This is a genomic window from Streptomyces xantholiticus, from assembly GCF_014651015.1.
GTDB classification, from domain to species: Bacteria; Actinomycetota; Actinomycetes; order Streptomycetales; family Streptomycetaceae; genus Streptomyces; species Streptomyces xantholiticus.
Window position 1 is genome coordinate 475,621 of the sequence record NZ_BMWB01000002.1, and the last position, 16,238, is coordinate 491,858.

Consider the following 16,238-nt stretch of genomic DNA (forward strand, 5'->3'; position numbering starts at 1 on the left):
GGCGTGATCGCTCGGCGCTCGGCCCGGGCGGCTCGGTCGGGGTCGGTCTCCCCGGGACGTTGTCACAGGGGTGCGGCATCCTGCCGTGTGTGAACGCTACCCACACCCTGGCCGGCATCGAGCATGCGCTGCGCGCCTCTTGGGCCGCCGACACCTGCTCGCCCGACGATCCGGAGCGCGCCGGATGGGACTCCGGAAACCCGGCGTGGGGGCACTGCGACATCACGGCCCTGGTCGTGCACGACCTGCTCGGTGGCGAGTTCATGCTCGGGGAAGTGCACCTGGACGCTGAGCAGCACGGCTTCCACTGGTGGAACCGGCGGCCCGACGGCACCGAGATCGACATCACCCGCGACCAGTTCCGGCTCGGCCGGACCGTTACGGCAGGCCGTGCCGTCGCCAGGCCGGCCCCGGCGCCGGGCGGAGGAGTACGAGCTGCTGCGCGGCCGGGTCCTCGCCCGGCTGGGTGGCTGCGCCCCTGGGGGCGCGTAGCTCCCGCGGGCCCGCCTCCCGGACGCCGTAGAGCCTCGGCCCGCCCGGCCCTGAGCAGTGCACCCTCGCGTAGCCGGAAGAACCCGGGGTCAGGCCTCCGACTTGATCAGCTTGCCGTCGGGCGCGATCACGAACCATTCGGCGTCCAGGCCCTGGCCGTTGACGTCACCGGCCGTCACGTCGCCCACGTAGTAGTACAGCGGCCAGTCACCGTAGACGGCCTGTTCCGCGCCCGCGCCCAGTTTGACCTCCTTGAGGAGTGACGCGTCGGCGCCGCCCTCCGCCGTCACATCCTTGGCCGAGATCAACGCCGGCCATACCGCGATGCAGTCGGCGTCGCAGTTCGCCTGGCCGGGCTTGTCCTTGGTGAAGCCGTACAGGGTGCGGCCCTGGTCGTCGACCAGGATCGTGCCGAGGTCCGTCTCGGCCGTGCGGACCGAGATCGAGGGGGCCGGCGCCTGCTTGGGCGGCGCGTCGGCGGCCGGCTCCTCGCCGGTGGGCGGGGTGGCGTCGGCCGCCGAGTCCGCCGGGGGCTCGGCCGGGGCCTGCTGGTCCGCCGGCTGCCCGGCGGGACCCGCGCCGTACGACGAACCCGAGTCACCGGAGTCCTCGCACGCGGTCGCGGTCAGCAGCACCAGCGCCATCAGCGGGGCTGCGATCAGGGCCTTGGTGCGGCCACGGTTCCGGGTGCTGCGCATGGTCTGATCCCTCGGCTTCCGGTGCTGTAGCGGGCAGTTCGTACGGCGGGTGGTACGGCCTCGACCGAGCGGCTGTTCAATCGGATCCAATGGACCTCTCGTTGAACGGCCCGCGCGGGCACCGCGTACAAGACCCCGACCGACCACGACCGGGTCGGCCCCCAATGAGAGGTACATCCGCAATGCACAAGCGCACTCTCGCCGTGCCGGCCGCCGCCCTCGTGCTGGCCGTGGCCGGTGTCGTCCCAGCCGTCGCACATGACAGCCATGGAGGGGGGCGAAGTCTGTCGCAGTCCGCCGCCACGTTCACGAAACCCAGCCACGGCAAGGCCGTCACCTTCGCCGTCGTCCTCACCGGCGCGCACGAGGTGCCCGACGCGAGCGGGGCCGCCGTGAACGATCCGGACGGAAAGGCGGTGGCCCTGATGCAGGTGAAGGGCGACCGCGTGGTGTTCGCGATGCAGTGGGAAGGGTTCGTGCCGAGCCAGGGCCACATCCACCAGGGCGCCGCGGGGCAGAACGGCGACGTCAAGGTGCCGCTGTTCGGCACCCCGATGCCCGATTCGCTGCACTCGGCCGCCGGGCACGCGACCTTGACCGACGCCGAGCTCGCGAAGAGCATCATCGAGCATCCGTCCGGGTTCTACATGAACCTGCACAGCGAGGAGTTCCCCGGCGGGGCGGTCCGCGGCCAGCTGAAGCAACTGCACGAGAACATCAACCCGCTCCACATCATCAAGGGCGGCAAGCTACGGGCCCTCGCCAACGGTGCCCAGGAGGTCGCCAACAACGACGCGACGAAGGTCAACGACCGGGACGGCAAGGCGGTGACGTTCCTGCACCCCAAGGGCCGGACCGTCGACTTCTCGCTGGCGTGGGTCAACATCAAGGCCCCCAGCGCCGCGCACATCCACAAGGGCGAATTCGGCAAGAACGGCGACGTGGTGATGGGCTTCTTCGACAAGCCGATTCCCGAGGGCCTGTTCGCCGTCTCCGGGCGGCTGAACGACCAGCACGCCGGAGTGGTCGAGGAGATCCGCAACAACCCGTGGGGCTTCTACTCCAACATCCACACCGAGGAGTTCCCGGACGGGGCGGTCCGCGGCCAGCTCTTCCACTAGGAGGACCGACCGCCACGACGACCGGGACGATGACGACCAGGACGCCGACGGCGACGGTCTGTGCTCGGGACGAACAGTGACAGCGAAAACGCGAGAGGCGGCAGCAATGGCCAGGGTTCCCGCAGCGGCGGTGGCGGCAGGCGGACTCGTCGGCGGGTACGGCGTGGCCCGGTGGACCAGGAAGCGTCCCCTCGGCGGGGTCGCTCTCGCCGCGGCCGGCGCCGTGGCCGCCCGGCAATGGCACCAGGTCGCCGGGCCGAAGGCGGCGGCCGGGCTGAGCGCCGCGTACGTGGCCGCGTTCGCCGGGTCGCGCCCGCTCGCCAGGAAGGTCGGCGCGTGGCCGGCGGTGTTCACGGCGGCCGCCGGGGTGGCGCTGGCCTCGTGGACGGTCACGCGGCGCAGTCACTGACGGAGCCGGGGCCGGGCCCGGATCCCCGGGACACAGATCCCTGGGACTCCGATCCCCGGGTCCGAGAGTCCCCGAGATCGGGCTGAACGCTTCCGGCACACCGTACGTATTCATCCACACCTCCCCGTAGAGGCGTTGGGCGCGTGACCATCAGGCAGGGACCGGTCACGCGCCCAGCACATGTCCGGGGCCGGACGACCGGACCCTCACCCGCCCAGCGCACGTCCGGGGCCGGACGACCGGACCCTCACGCGCCCAGCGCGTGCGCGACGGTGTAGATGAGCAGGCCGGCCAGCGCGCCGACCACCGTGCCGTTGATCCGGATGAACTGGAGGTCGCGGCCGATGTGCGCCTCGATCTTGCGGGAGGTGTGCTCCGCGTCCCAGCTCGCGACGGTTTCCGAGATGAGCGAGGTGATCTCCCCGCGGTACGTCGTCACCACGTACACCGCCGCCTCCTCCACCCAGCCGTCCACCTTCGCCTGGAGCCGGCTGTCCGTCGCGAGGCGCGACCCGAGGGAGAGCAGCGAGGCGCGGGCCCGCATCCGCAGCTCGCTCCGGTCGTCCTCCGCCGCCGAGATGATCATGGCGCGGACGGAGGACCAGGCCGACGCGATCACGTCCTGCACCTCGGTGCGCGACAGCAGCTCCGACTTCATGCGCTCCACGCGGGCGCGGGTGTCCGTGTCCGACTGGAGGTCCGCGGCGAAGTCGCCGAGGAAGCGGTCGATCGCCCCGCGCGCCGGGTGGCCGGGCATGTCGCGCATCTCGGTGACGAAACGCACCAGCTCCTTGTAGACGCGCTCGCCGACCTTCCTGTCCACGAAGCGCGGGGTCCAGCCGGGCGCCCCGCCCTCGACGGCGTCCATCACGGAGCCGGAATGGAGGATCAGCCAGTCGTGCGCACGGGTGCAGATCAGGTCGACGGCACGGTGGTGGGCGCCGTCCGCGACGACCTTCTGGAGCGTCTTGCCGATACCGGGCGCGATCTCGGCGGCCTCGGCGCGGCGGGTGATCGCCTCGCCGACGACCGCCTGCACATCGGAGTCGCGCAGCACGGTCAGCGCGCCGCGCAGGGCGGTCGACAGTTCGGCGGTGACCCGGTCGGCGTGCGCGGGTTCGGCGAGCCAGGCCCCGAGCCGGCTGCCGATGCCGACGGCGCGGAGCCTGAGCCGTACGACGTCGCCCGAGAGGAAGTTCTCGCCGACGAACGAGCCGAGGGAAGCGCCGAGCTGGTCCTTCTTGTTCGGGATGATCGCGGTGTGCGGGATGGGGATGCCGAGCGGGTGGCGGAAGAGGGCGGTGACGGCGAACCAGTCGGCGAGCGCGCCGACCATGCCGGCCTCGGCCGCCGCCGCGACGTAACCGGCCCAGGCACCGAGGCCCGCGTTCTTCGCCCAGGTGGCGAGGACGAAGACGAGCGCGACGAGCAGCAGCAGCCCGGTCGCGGTCGTCTTCATCCGCCGCACACCACGCCGCTTCTCCTCGTCGGCCTCGGTGTACGCGAACGACGGCAGGGCCGTCGAGGGGGCCGGCCGGGCGCTCGTGCCGCCGACCCGGTCACCGCCGCCCGGCTTGCCCAGTTCTGTACGTTCCATCCGCTCCACCCGTCCGCGCCTGCGTCCGTACGCAATGTCCCTACCACTCGTCCCTACATCAGGTACTCCTGGGCGGCACATCGAGTTCCCGGACCATGCCGGATGATGTGTGCATGAATAAGCGTCAGGGGTATGTGAATCTCGCTGCCCTCATGGCCACAGTTGCCCTCATTTGTGGCGGTATCTACCTCGGTGTCGGCTCCTTCAAGAAGAAACCCGAGCTTCGTACGCCCCCGGCCGCCGTACCGGAATGGATCGGCACCTGGTCCGCGAGTCCCGTCGCCGCCGCAGCGGCCACCTCCGCGGTCGGCGCGCCCAGCGGCCGCGACGGCCGTTCCGTGCGGAACGTCGTGCACACCAGCATCGGCGGCACGGCCGCCCGCGTCACCTTCTCCAATCTGTACGGCACCGAGCCGCTGCGGATCACCGGCGCATCGCTCGCCGTACGCGCGGGCACCGGCCCGGCCGCCGTCGAGGGCAGCCTGCGCCGGATGACCTTCGACGGGGCGCACGAGGTGACCGTCGAGCCCGGCGGGCTGATCGTCAGCGACCCGGTCGTCCTGCGTATCCCGTACGACGGCGACCTGCTGATCTCCGTCCACACCCCGGCGCCCGGCGGCCCGGCCACCAGCCACCCGCACGCCGTCCAGACCTCCTATCTGGCGGACGGCGACGCCACGCGGGACGAGACGGGCGACGCGTACGAGGAGCAGACCAGCTCCTGGCACCACGTCACCGCCGTAGACGTCCTGACCTCGCAGGCACGCGGCGCGATCGTCGCCGTCGGCGACTCGATCACCGACGGGGTCTCCGCGACCCCCGGCGCCAACAAGCGGTGGCCGGACGTGCTCGCCGACCGGCTCGGCGGCCGCTACGGCGTACTCAACCAGGGCATCAGCGGCAACCGGCTGCTGGAGTACGGGCGCGGCCCCAGCACCCTGGAACGCTTCGACCGTGACGTCCTGGCGCGGTCCGGCGCGCGGACCGTGATCGTCGCCATAGGCATCAACGACGTACTGCGCGCACCGCACGCGCCCACCGCGGACCACGTGACCGCGGGCCTGACCGAGCTCGCCGACCGCGCCCACGCCCGCGGGTGGCGGGTGATCGGCTCCACGCTCGCGCCGTGCGGCGGCCACCCCCGCTGCACCGCGTCCGCGGAAGCGGAACGCCTGAAGATCAACCAATCGATCCGCTCGGGCGGCATCTTCGACGCGGTGGTCGACTTCGACGCAGCGCTGCGGGATCCGTACGCACCGGGGCGGCTGAGGCCGGTGTACGACTCGGGGGATCATCTGCATCCCAGCGATGCGGGGTTCGTACGGATGGGGACGACGGTGGATCTGGCAGCGCTGTAACGCGGGCCGGGCCTCGCCCTGCGACGGGCTTGCCGCCCGCTTCCCGCTGTGTGCGGCTCCACCGCGTGGCGGTCTCTGCCGGGACCGAAGCACGCGGCAATTCGAGCCCACCGGTATTCGAGGTGCCGGGGTCGGGGCGCCGGGCCGGGGCGGACCCCCGACAGACGGCCAATCTCAGCCCGCCGGCGTTTGAGGCGCGGGGGAACGGGTCCATGGGGGCGCAGCCCCCGTAGGAACGGGGCCCGGGGCGGAGCCCCGGGTCGGGAAGGGGCGGGCAGGCGAAACGGCCCCGCGCAGCGGCCACCCCCGCCCCGCGCCCACCACGCCCCGGGCAACACACCGCCACGCCCCAGGGCACCCGGTCAAGCCCGCCGCAGACGCTACGCGCCTCCGCCCAGCTCCTTGCGGTCGTCCCGGTCGTCCCCCTTCATGAGCTTCCGCTCACGTTCACGCTCCGCCTTCAGCCGCTGCTTCTCCGCCCGCGTGAGCTTGCGCTCCACACCGACGCCGCCCATCAGCGCCAGACCCCTGATGATCACGCGGGGCGCTTCCGGGTCGGGGGTGGCATCGACGCGGCCTCGTTCGTCGAAGCCGCCCATCAGACCGATGCCTCTGACTTCGACGTTCAGGCCGGGCGGCACGGTGACCTGGATGCCGCCCATGATCGCGATGCAGTCGATCACGGTCTCCCGGTCCTCGAACCGGGCTTCGCGCAGGTCCAGCTCGCCGCCGCCCATCAGGGCGAACGCGGTGAACCTCCGGCCGACGGTCCAGCTCCCCCGCCGCCCGAAGCCGCCCCAGAACGAGAACGCGCCCTTAGAGGTGGCCGGCCCGCCGACCCGGCCCGACCAGGTGGTGCGGGGGCCTTCGACGGCAGAGGCGGGGCCGGCCGGCACCGGCAGGTCGCGCACCAGCGGCTCCAAGTCACCGTGCGTGCGCGCCCGGTACGCCGCGTCCAGGCGCTGTTCGAACTCGTTCATGTCGAGCCGCCCTTCGGCGACGGCGTCCCGCAGCCGCTCGGCGACCCGCTCGCGTTCGGCGTCGGAGGCGCGCATCTCGGGGAGTTCGCTCGTCATACCGGCAGCCTAGTCAAGCAAACCGGTCAGGCCGAGCGCTCCGCGTACATCTTCGCGATCACCGCTTCGATGTCCGGCTCCCGCACCGACAGGTCCACCAGCGGATACCGTTCCGCCAGCGCCGCCACCAGCGGCGCCGCCGACACCGAGGCGGGGAACGCCAGCCACTGCCGCGGCCCCTCCACCTTCAGCGTCCGGGCCGACTCCAGGTCGATGGGCGGCAGCTCTCGTTCCAGGTCCACCACCAGTGTCCGCTCGCTCTCGCCCACTTCGTGCAGCCCTGCCAGGGCCCCGTCGTACATCAGCCGCCCGTGGTCGATGACCATCACACGTTTGCACAGCTGTTCGATGTCGGTCAGGTCGTGCGTGGTCAGCAGGACCGTGGTGCCGCGTTCCGCGTTCAGTTCGCGCAGGAACCGACGGACCTTCGCCTTGGAGATGACGTCGAGTCCGATGGTGGGCTCGTCCAGGTACAGCACCTCGGGGTCGTGCAGCAGCGCGGCCGCGATGTCGCCGCGCATCCGTTGCCCCAGCGACAGCTGACGCACCGGCACCTCCAAGAGCTCCGCCAGGTCGAGCAGTTCGACGCAGCGGTCCAGGTTCTGCCGGAAGACCGGGTCGGGGATGCGGTACATGCGGTGCATCAGCCGGTACGAGTCGCGCAGCGGCAGGTCCCACCAGAGTGTCGTGCGCTGCCCGAAGACGACGCCGATGCGCTGCGCGAGCCGCGTCCGCTCCTTCGACGGGTCGATGCCCGCGACCCGGAGCCGGCCGCCGCTGGGGGTGAGGATGCCGGTCAGCATCTTGATCGTGGTGGACTTGCCGGCGCCGTTCGGGCCGATGTAACCGACCATCTCGCCGCGGGGGACGGTGAAGCTGATTCCGTCGACGGCCCGCACCTGGTGCTTCTCCCTGCGCAGCCGGCCCGTCCTGCGTCGTACGTCGAAGACCTTCTCGACCTGGTCGAGTTCGATGAAATCCACTGTGTCCTCAGTTTCCGGTGCTTCGATACGAACGGAGCCCGGCCCTCCAGGCCAGTGCCGCGAGCCCGAGACAGCCGGCGGCGACGACGGGCGGCAGCAGCGCGAACCAGTCGGGCAGACCGATCGGGTCTTCGCGGCCCAGCACGTACAGCGAGGGCACCCAGTTGACGAAGGCCAGCGGTACGACGAACGTGACGCCGCGCACGAGGTCCTTCGCGAAGATCGACGGCGGGTACTGCAGCAGCGTGTTCCCGCCGTAGGTGAATGAGCTCTGCACCTCTGCCGCGTCCTGCGCGAAGAACTGGAACGCCGCACCCGCCACGAACACCGACGCGAAGATCGCGGCCCCGCAGAGCGGCATCAGCGCCAGCATCGCCGCTTTCGTCACCGTCCACTCGATGTCGAGGGTCACCAGTGCGTACGTGAGCACCAGCAGGCCCTGCGTGATCCGTCCGAGGCGACGCAGCGCGAACCGGTCGGCGGCGACCTGGACGAGCACCGGCACCGGCCGTACGAGAAGGGTGTCGAGCGTGCCGTCCCGTACGCGGCGCCCCAGCCGGTCCATCGACCCCATCAGCAGGTCGGCGAGGCCGAAGGCGGTGCTCGTGGTCCCGTACAGGAACGCGACCTCCGGCAGCGAGTAGCCGCCCAGCGCGTCGACGTGCGAGAACATCAGCAGGATCGTGACGAAGTCGAAGGCGGTGGCCGCGAAGTTGCCGATCGTCGTCAGTGCGAACGACGCCCGGTACGCCATGGTGGAGCGCACCCACATCGCGACGATCAGCCCGTACGCCCTGAGCGCATCAGCCACCCTGGACCACCACCCGGCGCGTCGCGACCGACTGCAGCGCCCGCCCGGCGGCCAGCAGGACGAGCGCCCAGCCGCCCTGGAAGGCGTATGCCCGGACCAGGTCCCAGCCCGTGTGCGTGCCGAGGAACACGTCGGCGGGGACCTGCAGCAGCGACGACCAGGGCAGTGCGCGGGCCACGTCGCCGAGCAGCCCGGGGAAGAGGTTCAGCGGCAGCAGCATCCCCGAGAAGAACAGGCCGACCAGCCAGCACATCTGCATCACGCCGGTGCCGTCCATCAGCCAGAACGCCGACAGCGCCACCAGGAACCGCACCGCGAAGCTCACCACCACGCCGAGCGCCACCGACACCAGGAAGGCCACCCATGTCAACGGCGAGACGGGCAGGGCCAGATCGAACGCCAGCGCACCGAGCACCATCGGCACGATGCCCCGCCCGAGCAGGTGGAAGGCGGCCCGGCCCAGGTCCCCGGCCAGCCACCACAATTGGAGGTCGGCCGGACGGTAGAGGTCGATGGCGATGTCACCGGTACGGATGCGCTCGATCAGTTCGTCCTCGAAGCCGCCGCCCATCATGGCGCAGGTCATCAGGAGTGCCTGGCCCAGCCACACATAGGTGAGCGCTTGGGACTGGTCGTATCCGCCGAGCTGCGGACGCTCGTCCCACAGGGCGATATAGGTGTACGCGAGGATGAAACCGAAAACGGTGTTGGTGAACACCCCTGCCGCCGTCGCCACCCGGTAGGTCGCATAGCGCCGGAACCCACCCGCCGCGACGACCGCATAGAGCCGCACGACCACTCCCCTCCACGCGACCGCCCCGGGCACCAAAGCGCACGACCCTAGCTCAGGGCGACTGGCCACCGCGAGGGGATTTCCGGTGACGGAAGCGCCCGGATACGGGGGATATCGGGATGAAAAGTGCAGTATGGGTCCATGAGCGACGAGCCGCAGCAGCAGGGCTGGACACCCCAGGACGCGACGGCAGCCGACCCGTCCGACAAGGACGAGAACGAGAGCAAGGCCCCGGAGACGGACACGGGCCCGGAGTCGGGCACGGAGACCGAGGCCGACACCGAGCCCGACCCCGACGAGGAACCCGCGGCCGACAACGACCCTGCCTCCGGCACCGACGCCGGCGAGGACCCCGACGACGGGGGCCCGGCCACCGAACGGGGGTCCGACGGCGGCGAGGCGCCCGACGCCGCCGCGCCCTTCGGGAACACGGCGAAGACGAAGAGGAGCCGCAGGCCCCGCCGCAAGCGCACCGGCTGGCGCCGCGCCGTCCCCACCTGGCGCATCACCCTCGGCACCCTGCTCGTCGCGTCACTGCTGACCATCGGCGGGCTCGTCACCGGCTATCTGCTCGTCGACATCCCGCCCGCCAACGCCGCGGCCACCGCCCAGACCAACGTCTACCTCTACGCGGACGGCACGCACATCGCCCGCGACGGCGACATCAACCGCGAGAACGTCTCCCTCGACAGGATTCCGCTCACCGTCCAGCACGCCGTACTCGCGGCCGAGGACCGCGACTTCTACAGCGCTCCCGCCATCGACCCCCTGGCGATGATCCGCGCCGCCTGGAACACCGTCACCGGCAAGGGCAAGCAGTCCGGTTCGACCATCACCCAGCAGTACGTGAAGAACTACTACCTCGGCCAGGAACAGACCGTCACCCGCAAGGTGAAGGAGTTCTTCATCGCGATCAAGCTCGGCCGCAACCAGAGCAAGAGCCAGATCCTCGAGGGCTATCTCAACACCAGCTACTTCGGCCGCAACGCCTACGGCATCCAGGCCGCCGCCCACGCCTACTACGGCAAGGACGTCCAGGACCTCGACGTGGCCGAAGGCGCGTACCTCGCCGGTCTGCTCAACGCGCCCAACGCCTACGACGTCGCCACCCACCCCGAGAAGCAGCAGGCGGCGATGGCGCGTTGGAACTACGTGCTCGGCGGCATGGTGAAGGAGAAGTGGCTCGGCGCCGCGGCCCGGGAGGCTCTGACTTTCCCCACACCCCGTCAGGTGAAACCCTCCAGCGGGCTGTCCGGGCAGGGCGGCTACATCGTCCAGGCCGTCGAGGACCAACTCGCCGCCCACGGCATCCTCGACGAGAAGACCCTGGCCACCGGCGGCTACCGCATCACCACCACACTGCAGCGCCCCAAACAGGACGCGCTCACCGCCGCCGTCAACGACCGGGTGATGTCGAGACTCGACAGCGAACGCGAGGCCGATCGCGACGTCCGCGTCGGCGGCGCCTCCATCGAACCGGACACCGGCAAGGTCGTCGCCATGTACGGCGGCATCGACTACACCAAGCAGTACGTCAACAACGCCACCCGGCGCGACTACCAGGTCGGCTCCACCTTCAAGCCGTTCGTCCTCGCCTCGGCCGTCGAGAACCACTCCCTCACCCAGGAGGGCCGGCCGATCGCCCCCAACGCCATCTACGTCGGCGACAGCAAACGCCCCGTCCAGGGCTGGAACGGCCCCCGTTACGCCCCTGAGAACGAGGACCACGTCTCCTACGGCCCCATCCCCGTCCGCGAGGCCGCCGACAACTCCGTCAACGCCGTCTTCGCGCAGATGGCCGTCGACGTCGGCCCCGCACGTGTCATGAGCACCGCCATCGCCCTCGGCCTGCCGAGCACCACCCCCGACCTGAGCCCCTCCCCCTCCATCGCCCTGGGTCCGGCCACCGCCAGCGTCCTCGACATGGCGGGCGCGTACGCCAGCCTCGCCAACCACGGCAAACACATCGCGTACACGCTCATCGAGAAGATCACCAAGAACGGCGTGGAGGTGGCGCTCCCCGAGCAGCGCACCGTACAGGCCGTCGGCCGTGAGGCCGCCGACACCACCACCTACGTCCTGCGCGGCGTCGTCGACGGCGGCACCGGCTCCGCCGCCCAGTCGGCCGGCCGGCCCGCCGCCGGCAAGACCGGCACCGCGGAGGAGGACCGGGCAGCCTGGTTCGCCGGCTACACACCCGAACTGTCCACCGTGATCGCCGTCATGGGGCAGAACCCGCAGACCGGGGCCCAGACATCGCTGTACGGTGCGCTCGGCATGTCACGCATCAACGGCGGCGGCCCACCCGCCGAGATCTGGGGCCAGTACACGGCCGCCGCCCTCGAAGGCTCCCTGGTCCGGGACTTCGAGCTGCAGCTCGCACCCGGCGCGGACGACCCGCCGCCCGACCCGCGGGATCCGAACGACCCGGGCGGCTCCCGCGACCCCGAGGACATCTACCGGCAGAACCCGGACGAACAGGCCGGCGAAGGCCGCGACAGCGGCCCGTACGGAGCAGGCGGCGGACGGCCCGGCACCACCCCGAGCACCGTCGCCCCGGGAGGAGCGCCCGGAGCAGCACCCGGTCAGCCGCCCGGCACCGGCGCATCCGCCCGGCCCGGCGCGGTCGGGCCCACCGCCCCGCCGCTGCCGACTGCGCCGGCGGCGCCGTCCACGCCCGCGACGCCCTTCACGTCAGCGGCGCCCACCACACCCGCCGCGTCCTCCACGCCCACGACGCCCTTCACGTCCGCGGCGCCGTCCACGCCCGCCGTCCGGCCGGCCGGGTCGGCTCAGTGACCGGAGGTCGCCTTCAGTCCCACCACCGCGATCAGCAGCAGACACACGAAGAAGATCCGGGCGGCGGTCACCGGCTCGTCGAGCACGAGCATGCCGACCACGGCCGCACCCGCCGCACCGATACCGACCCACACGCCGTAGGCCGTGCCGATCGGCAGGGACTTCGCCGCGTACGACAGCAGCAGCATGCTGACGACGATCCCCGCACCGGTGAAGACGCTCGGCCACAGCCGGGTGAACCCCTCGGTGAACTTCATCCCGATCGACCAGCCCACTTCGAGCAGACCGGCGACAACAAGCAGCACCCAGGCCATGACGGCACCTCCGAGACGCGGAACAACGCGGGCAACAACGGGGTGCGTCGTCTTTTCCTACCCGGTACGGCGCGTCTCGTCGGGGTCCTCCCAACGTAGCAAGCCGCCCGGCCCCGGGCAGGACAAAGGGCTGGTGGCCTCGGCCACCAGCCCTCTTGCCACGGCTACAGATACAGCCCCGTGGAGTCCTCCGACCCCTGGAACCGGTCCGCCGCCACCGCGTGCAGGTCCCGCTCCCGCATCAGCACGTAGGCCACGCCCCGCACCTCGACCTCGGCCCGGTCCTCGGGGTCGTACAGCACCCGGTCCCCCGGCTCCACCGTCCGCACGTTCTGCCCGACGGCGACGACCTCGGCCCAGGCCAGGCGCCGCCCCACCGCAGCGGTCGCCGGGATGACGATGCCGCCGCTGGAACGCCGCTCCCCCTCCGGGATGTCCGTCCTCACCAGGACGCGGTCGTGCAGCATCCGGATGGGCAGCTTGTCGTGCTGGGGGCTGTGCTGATGGCTGTTGGCGCTCACACGACGAACCTACCTGCCTCGGCGGCTTCCACGGGCCGCAGGGTCACAAACGGCGCCTGCGCGCCGAAACAGCGAGCAGGCCCACCAGACCGACCGCCACCAGCGCCACCGGCACCAGCCGCTCCAGCCTCGGCGACCCGTCCTCGGACACGAACTTCTCCTTCACGTCCGACACGGAGCGGTTCACCGCGACGAACGCGCGTCCGGCCGTCCGGTCCACCGTCGAGGCGACCTTGGCCTTCGCGTCGCCGATGACAGTCTTCGGGTGCATACGCACACCGATCTCGTCGAGCGTCTCCGCGAGCTGCTCGCGCCGGCGGACGATGTCCGCCTCGATCTGCGCAGGGGTCCTGGCATCCGACACTGCGCTGCCTCCGTGGTCGTGTCCGGTAGTCCTTCGTCGACAGTCTGTCAGCTGAGGCGCGGCCGCACTCGTCGGCACCCCCATTACGCTCGATGCCGTACGCACCGACCGCCCATCGAGGAGAACCATGAGCGAGCGACTCCAGCCCGGCGACACCGCCCCCGCCTTCACCCTGCCCGACGCGGACGGCAACGAGGTCTCGCTCGCCGACTACAAGGGCCGCAAGGTGATCGTGTACTTCTACCCCGCCGCACTCACCCCCGGCTGCACCAAGCAGGCCTGCGACTTCACCGACAACCTCGAGCTGCTGGCCGGCGCGGGCTACGACGTCATCGGCGTGTCACCCGACAAGCCCGAGAAGCTGGCCAAGTTCCGCGAGAAGGAGGCGCTCAAGGTCACGCTCGTCGGCGACCCCTCCAAGGAGGTGCTCGCGGCATACGGCGCCTTCGGCGAGAAGAAGCTCTACGGCAAGACGGTGACCGGCGTGATCCGCTCCACGCTCGTCGTCGACGAGGACGGCAAGGTCGAGCGCGCCCTGTACAACGTCAAGGCCACCGGCCACGTCGCCAAGATCATCAAGGACCTCGGGGTCTGACCCGACGGCTTTCCCGCGCCTCGCACGCTTCGAGGACGGCTGCGTCGGCGCGGCCGGCCTTCTGGTGCCCGCGCAGGGCTCGGCGGCGGCGGCACTGGTCGGCATGATCGCGGTGGCGTGCAGGAAGTCGCGTGCGTGAAGGAGACCGCGCAGACGCCCCTCGACTGCTCCCCGCCGTCGGTCTCGTCCAAGGAAGAGGCCGCCGACGTGCTCCCGGCCCAGGCCTCGCACCCGAAGTCCTGACCGGCAGGCGGCCGCACGGTCGCCGCCCACTACGATGGGCGCACACGCGGCCGTGGTGGAACTGGCAGTCACGCTGGGTTTAGGTCCCAGTGGGGTAACACCCGTGAGGGTTCGAGTCCCTCCGGCCGCACGTGCGCGAGGGGCGCGGCACCGCATCGGTGCCGCGCCCCTCGACGGTTCACCGGGCTCGGCCCAGCAGTTCCTTCACCACCGGTACCAGCGCTCGAAACGCCTTGCCACGGTGGCTGATCGCGTTCTTCTCCTCCGGTGTCAGCTCCGCGCAGGTACGCGACTCGCCGTCGGGCTGGAGGATCGGGTCGTAGCCGAAGCCGTTCGTGCCGTGCGGGGAGCGCCGGAGGGTGCCGGCCAGACGCCCTTCCACGACACGCTCCGTGCCGTCCGGGAGCGCGAGCGCGGCGGCGCAGGCGAAGTGGGCGCCGCGGTGGGGGGTGTCGATGTCCCGGAGCTGGGCCAGCAGCAGCTCGAGGTTGGCCTGGTCGTCGCCGTGGCGCCCGGCCCAGCGGGCGGAGAAGATACCGGGCGCGCCGCCGAGGACGTCGACGCAGAGGCCGGAGTCGTCGGCGACGGCGGGCAGGCCGGTGGCCTTGGCGAGGGCATGGGCCTTGAGAAGTGCGTTCTCGGCGAAGGTGACGCCGGTCTCCTTGACGTCGGGGACCTCCGGATAGGCATCAGCGCCGACGAGGTCGTGGGTGAGACCGGCGTCGGCGAGGACGGCCCTGAGTTCGGTGATCTTTCCGGCGTTGCGGGTGGCGAGGATCAGTCGGGTCATGCCCTCGATTATCCGGGGGTGCAGACCTTGCCGATCTCGGTGGCCGCGTCGGTGACGGGGCTGATGTCCGGGGTGGCGTCGCCGCCCTCGATGGACTTGCGCACATTGTCGACGCCCGCGGCGAGGTCGTCCACGGCCTTGCTGAGGTCGGCGTTGTCGGTCTTGTCGCCGAGGCTGTCGAGTTCGCGGTCGATGTCGTCGAGCGCCTCACGGGCCTTGGTGGGGTCCTCGGTGGCGGTGGAGACGGCTTCCTGGAGCTTGTTGACGCTGGTGGCGATGGAATCGGCCGTCTCTACGCAGTCGAGTGCCTTGTCGAGGGCGCTGCAGCCGACGGCGGTGGGCACTATGAGGGCAGCGGCGGCGATGGCGAGTGCGGTGCGTCGGCGCGCAGACATGTGGAACGGTCCTCCCCGGGTACGGACGGGCGCACGGTTCGGCCCGTGCGCCCGTGTCTGTAAGACGCCCCATGGGGCGTTCTTGGTTGCGTCTTTACTCTGCGGAGCGGCCGAGGGCCTCGGCCTGGAGGGCGGCGAGGTCGGCACAGCCGCCGGTGGCGAGGTCGAGGAGGGCGTTGAGCTCCTTGCGGTCGAAGGGCTCGGCCTCTGCGGTGCCCTGGACCTCGACGAAGCGGCCGTCGCCGGTGCACACGACGTTCATGTCGGTCTCGGCGCGGACGTCCTCCTCGTAGCAGAGGTCGAGGAGGGGGGTGCCGTCGACGATGCCGACGCTGACGGCGGCGACGGTTCCGGTGAGGGGCTTGCGGTTCGCCTTGACGAGCTTCTTCGTCTGCGCCCAGGCGACGGCGTCGGCGAGGGCGACATAGGCGCCGGTGATGGCGGCGGTGCGGGTGCCGCCGTCGGCCTGGAGGACGTCGCAGTCGAGGACGACGGTGTTCTCGCCGAGGGCCTTGTAGTCGATGACCGCGCGCAGCGAACGGCCGATGAGGCGGCTGATCTCGTGGGTGCGGCCGCCGATCTTGCCGCGTACGGATTCGCGGTCGCCACGGGTGTTGGTGGAGCGGGGCAGCATCGAGTACTCGGAGGTGACCCAACCTTCGCCGCTGCCCTTGCGCCAGCGGGGGACGCCTTCGGTGAAGGAGGCGGTGCAGAACACCTTGGTGTCTCCGAAGGAGATGAGGACGGAGCCCTCGGCGTGCTTGCTCCATCCGCGTTCGATGGTGACCGGGCGGAGCTGTTCGGGGGTGCGGCCGTCGATTCGAGACATGCTGCGAGCCTATCGGCAGATGGGTGAAGGGCCTGTTCCGGTCGGCCGGA

Annotated in this window: 17 protein-coding genes, 1 tRNA gene, 1 pseudogene and 1 riboswitch; of the genes and pseudogenes, 7 read left to right on the forward strand and 12 right to left on the reverse strand. The window is 71.0% G+C overall.

Annotation, left to right across the window (positions count from 1 at the left end; all coding sequences use genetic code 11):
• Positions 1-89: 89 nt before the first annotated feature.
• Positions 90-350, forward strand: a pseudogene (locus IE198_RS36900) (YunG family protein); the annotation flags it as partial.
• A gap of 231 nt (positions 351-581) precedes the next feature.
• Here the strand turns inward: IE198_RS36900 and IE198_RS06430 are convergent.
• Positions 582-1,190 (reverse strand): COG4315 family predicted lipoprotein, encoded by a 609-nt coding sequence (locus IE198_RS06430; protein WP_189883571.1) that lies wholly within the window; start codon positions 1,188-1,190, stop codon positions 582-584.
• A 182-nt stretch (positions 1,191-1,372) separates the two neighbouring features.
• Between IE198_RS06430 and IE198_RS06435 the strand changes: the two genes are divergently transcribed.
• Both IE198_RS06435 and IE198_RS06440 read left to right on the forward strand, forming a co-directional pair.
• Positions 1,373-2,311, forward strand: coding sequence for a CHRD domain-containing protein (locus IE198_RS06435; RefSeq protein ID WP_229833767.1), 939 nt, complete (start codon positions 1,373-1,375; stop codon positions 2,309-2,311).
• Between the two features lie 106 nt (positions 2,312-2,417).
• Positions 2,418-2,720, forward strand: a complete 303-nt coding sequence (locus IE198_RS06440) for a hypothetical protein (RefSeq protein WP_189883576.1) — start codon at positions 2,418-2,420, stop codon at positions 2,718-2,720.
• 247 nt (positions 2,721-2,967) lie between these two features.
• Here IE198_RS06440 and IE198_RS06445 read toward each other — a convergent pair whose 3' ends face one another.
• Positions 2,968-4,317, reverse strand: coding sequence for a DUF445 domain-containing protein (locus IE198_RS06445; protein WP_229833768.1), 1,350 nt, complete (start codon positions 4,315-4,317; stop codon positions 2,968-2,970).
• Positions 4,318-4,430: 113 nt separating this feature from the next.
• On the opposite strand from IE198_RS06445, the gene IE198_RS06450 reads away from it, so the two are divergent.
• Complete coding sequence (locus IE198_RS06450) at positions 4,431-5,675, forward strand: SGNH/GDSL hydrolase family protein (protein ID WP_189883578.1); 1,245 nt, start codon at positions 4,431-4,433, stop codon at positions 5,673-5,675.
• Positions 5,676-6,055: 380 nt separating this feature from the next.
• On the opposite strand, the gene IE198_RS06455 is transcribed toward IE198_RS06450, so the two are convergent.
• Genes IE198_RS06455 through IE198_RS06470 form a run of 4 tightly spaced genes read right to left on the reverse strand, consistent with a single transcriptional unit; the run spans position 6,056 to position 9,338 of the window.
• Entirely contained in the window at positions 6,056-6,751 is a 696-nt protein-coding gene (locus IE198_RS06455) for a DUF1707 SHOCT-like domain-containing protein (RefSeq protein WP_189883579.1), read from the reverse strand.
• A 26-nt stretch (positions 6,752-6,777) separates the two neighbouring features.
• Positions 6,778-7,734, reverse strand: coding sequence for an ABC transporter ATP-binding protein (locus IE198_RS06460; RefSeq protein ID WP_189883580.1), 957 nt, complete (start codon positions 7,732-7,734; stop codon positions 6,778-6,780).
• 7 nt (positions 7,735-7,741) lie between these two features.
• Positions 7,742-8,545, reverse strand: coding sequence for an ABC transporter permease (locus IE198_RS06465; protein ID WP_229833769.1), 804 nt, complete (start codon positions 8,543-8,545; stop codon positions 7,742-7,744).
• Positions 8,538-9,338, reverse strand: a complete 801-nt coding sequence (locus IE198_RS06470; RefSeq protein WP_189883581.1) for an ABC transporter permease — start codon at positions 9,336-9,338, stop codon at positions 8,538-8,540. Before IE198_RS06470 ends, IE198_RS06465 begins: the two co-directional genes overlap by 8 nt.
• A 141-nt stretch (positions 9,339-9,479) precedes the next feature.
• Between IE198_RS06470 and IE198_RS06475 the strand changes: the two genes are divergently transcribed.
• The gene (locus tag IE198_RS06475; RefSeq protein ID WP_189883582.1) at positions 9,480-12,137 is read left to right on the forward strand and encodes a transglycosylase domain-containing protein; all 2,658 of its coding nucleotides are present in this window, start codon (positions 9,480-9,482) and stop codon (positions 12,135-12,137) included.
• Here the strand turns inward: IE198_RS06475 and IE198_RS06480 are convergent.
• The 3 genes from IE198_RS06480 to IE198_RS06490 form a co-directional block, all read right to left on the reverse strand.
• The gene (locus IE198_RS06480) at positions 12,131-12,451 is read right to left on the reverse strand and encodes a DMT family transporter (RefSeq protein WP_189883583.1); all 321 of its coding nucleotides are present in this window, start codon (positions 12,449-12,451) and stop codon (positions 12,131-12,133) included. The two genes, IE198_RS06475 and IE198_RS06480, sit on opposite strands and share 7 nt — an antisense overlap.
• Positions 12,452-12,492: 41 nt before the next feature.
• A riboswitch (guanidine-III (ykkC-III) riboswitch) is annotated at positions 12,493-12,559 on the reverse strand.
• A 56-nt stretch (positions 12,560-12,615) separates the two neighbouring features.
• Positions 12,616-12,918: a GroES family chaperonin gene (locus IE198_RS06485; protein ID WP_218184061.1), complete on the reverse strand. Its 303-nt coding sequence runs from the start codon at positions 12,916-12,918 to the stop codon at positions 12,616-12,618.
• A gap of 97 nt (positions 12,919-13,015) precedes the next feature.
• A complete protein-coding gene (locus IE198_RS06490) occupies positions 13,016-13,336 on the reverse strand; it encodes a DUF3618 domain-containing protein (protein WP_100107329.1) in 321 nt (106 codons plus the stop codon).
• A 127-nt stretch (positions 13,337-13,463) separates the two neighbouring features.
• Here IE198_RS06490 and bcp point away from each other — a divergent pair, with 127 nt between their 5' ends.
• Together bcp and IE198_RS06500 are read left to right on the forward strand one after the other, a co-directional pair.
• A complete protein-coding gene (bcp, locus tag IE198_RS06495; protein WP_189883586.1) occupies positions 13,464-13,931 on the forward strand; it encodes a thioredoxin-dependent thiol peroxidase in 468 nt (155 codons plus the stop codon).
• Positions 13,932-14,220: 289 nt separating this feature from the next.
• Positions 14,221-14,304: transfer RNA gene (locus IE198_RS06500), tRNA-Leu, on the forward strand.
• Positions 14,305-14,352: 48 nt separating this feature from the next.
• On the opposite strand, the gene rdgB is transcribed toward IE198_RS06500, so the two are convergent.
• The 3 genes from rdgB to rph all read right to left on the reverse strand — a co-directional run bounded on the left by rdgB (position 14,353) and on the right by rph (position 16,188).
• Entirely contained in the window at positions 14,353-14,964 is a 612-nt protein-coding gene (gene rdgB, locus IE198_RS06505) for an RdgB/HAM1 family non-canonical purine NTP pyrophosphatase (RefSeq protein WP_189883588.1), read from the reverse strand.
• A gap of 8 nt (positions 14,965-14,972) precedes the next feature.
• Complete coding sequence (locus tag IE198_RS06510; RefSeq protein WP_189883591.1) at positions 14,973-15,359, reverse strand: DUF8711 family protein; 387 nt, start codon at positions 15,357-15,359, stop codon at positions 14,973-14,975.
• Between the two features lie 94 nt (positions 15,360-15,453).
• The gene (rph, locus tag IE198_RS06515) at positions 15,454-16,188 is read right to left on the reverse strand and encodes a ribonuclease PH (RefSeq protein WP_189883592.1); all 735 of its coding nucleotides are present in this window, start codon (positions 16,186-16,188) and stop codon (positions 15,454-15,456) included.
• Between the last annotated feature and the right edge of the window lie 50 nt (positions 16,189-16,238).

Bases quoted from the DNA above. Each gene is read 5' to 3' on its own strand.
- IE198_RS06430 (WP_189883571.1), bottom strand. From the start codon at position 1,190: ATGCGCAGCACCCGGAACCGTGGCCGCACCAAGGCCCTGATCGCAGCC.
- IE198_RS06435 (WP_229833767.1), top strand. From the start codon at position 1,373: ATGCACAAGCGCACTCTCGCCGTGCCGGCCGCCGCCCTCGTGCTGGCC.
- IE198_RS06440 (WP_189883576.1), top strand. From the start codon at position 2,418: ATGGCCAGGGTTCCCGCAGCGGCGGTGGCGGCAGGCGGACTCGTCGGC.
- IE198_RS06445 (WP_229833768.1), bottom strand. From the start codon at position 4,317: ATGGAACGTACAGAACTGGGCAAGCCGGGCGGCGGTGACCGGGTCGGC.
- IE198_RS06450 (WP_189883578.1), top strand. From the start codon at position 4,431: ATGAATAAGCGTCAGGGGTATGTGAATCTCGCTGCCCTCATGGCCACA.
- IE198_RS06455 (WP_189883579.1), bottom strand. From the start codon at position 6,751: ATGACGAGCGAACTCCCCGAGATGCGCGCCTCCGACGCCGAACGCGAG.
- IE198_RS06475 (WP_189883582.1), top strand. From the start codon at position 9,480: ATGAGCGACGAGCCGCAGCAGCAGGGCTGGACACCCCAGGACGCGACG.
- IE198_RS06480 (WP_189883583.1), bottom strand. From the start codon at position 12,451: ATGGCCTGGGTGCTGCTTGTTGTCGCCGGTCTGCTCGAAGTGGGCTGG.
- IE198_RS06485 (WP_218184061.1), bottom strand. From the start codon at position 12,918: ATGCTGCACGACCGCGTCCTGGTGAGGACGGACATCCCGGAGGGGGAG.
- bcp (WP_189883586.1), top strand. From the start codon at position 13,464: ATGAGCGAGCGACTCCAGCCCGGCGACACCGCCCCCGCCTTCACCCTG.
- rdgB (WP_189883588.1), bottom strand. From the start codon at position 14,964: ATGACCCGACTGATCCTCGCCACCCGCAACGCCGGAAAGATCACCGAA.
- IE198_RS06510 (WP_189883591.1), bottom strand. From the start codon at position 15,359: ATGTCTGCGCGCCGACGCACCGCACTCGCCATCGCCGCCGCTGCCCTC.
- rph (WP_189883592.1), bottom strand. From the start codon at position 16,188: ATGTCTCGAATCGACGGCCGCACCCCCGAACAGCTCCGCCCGGTCACC.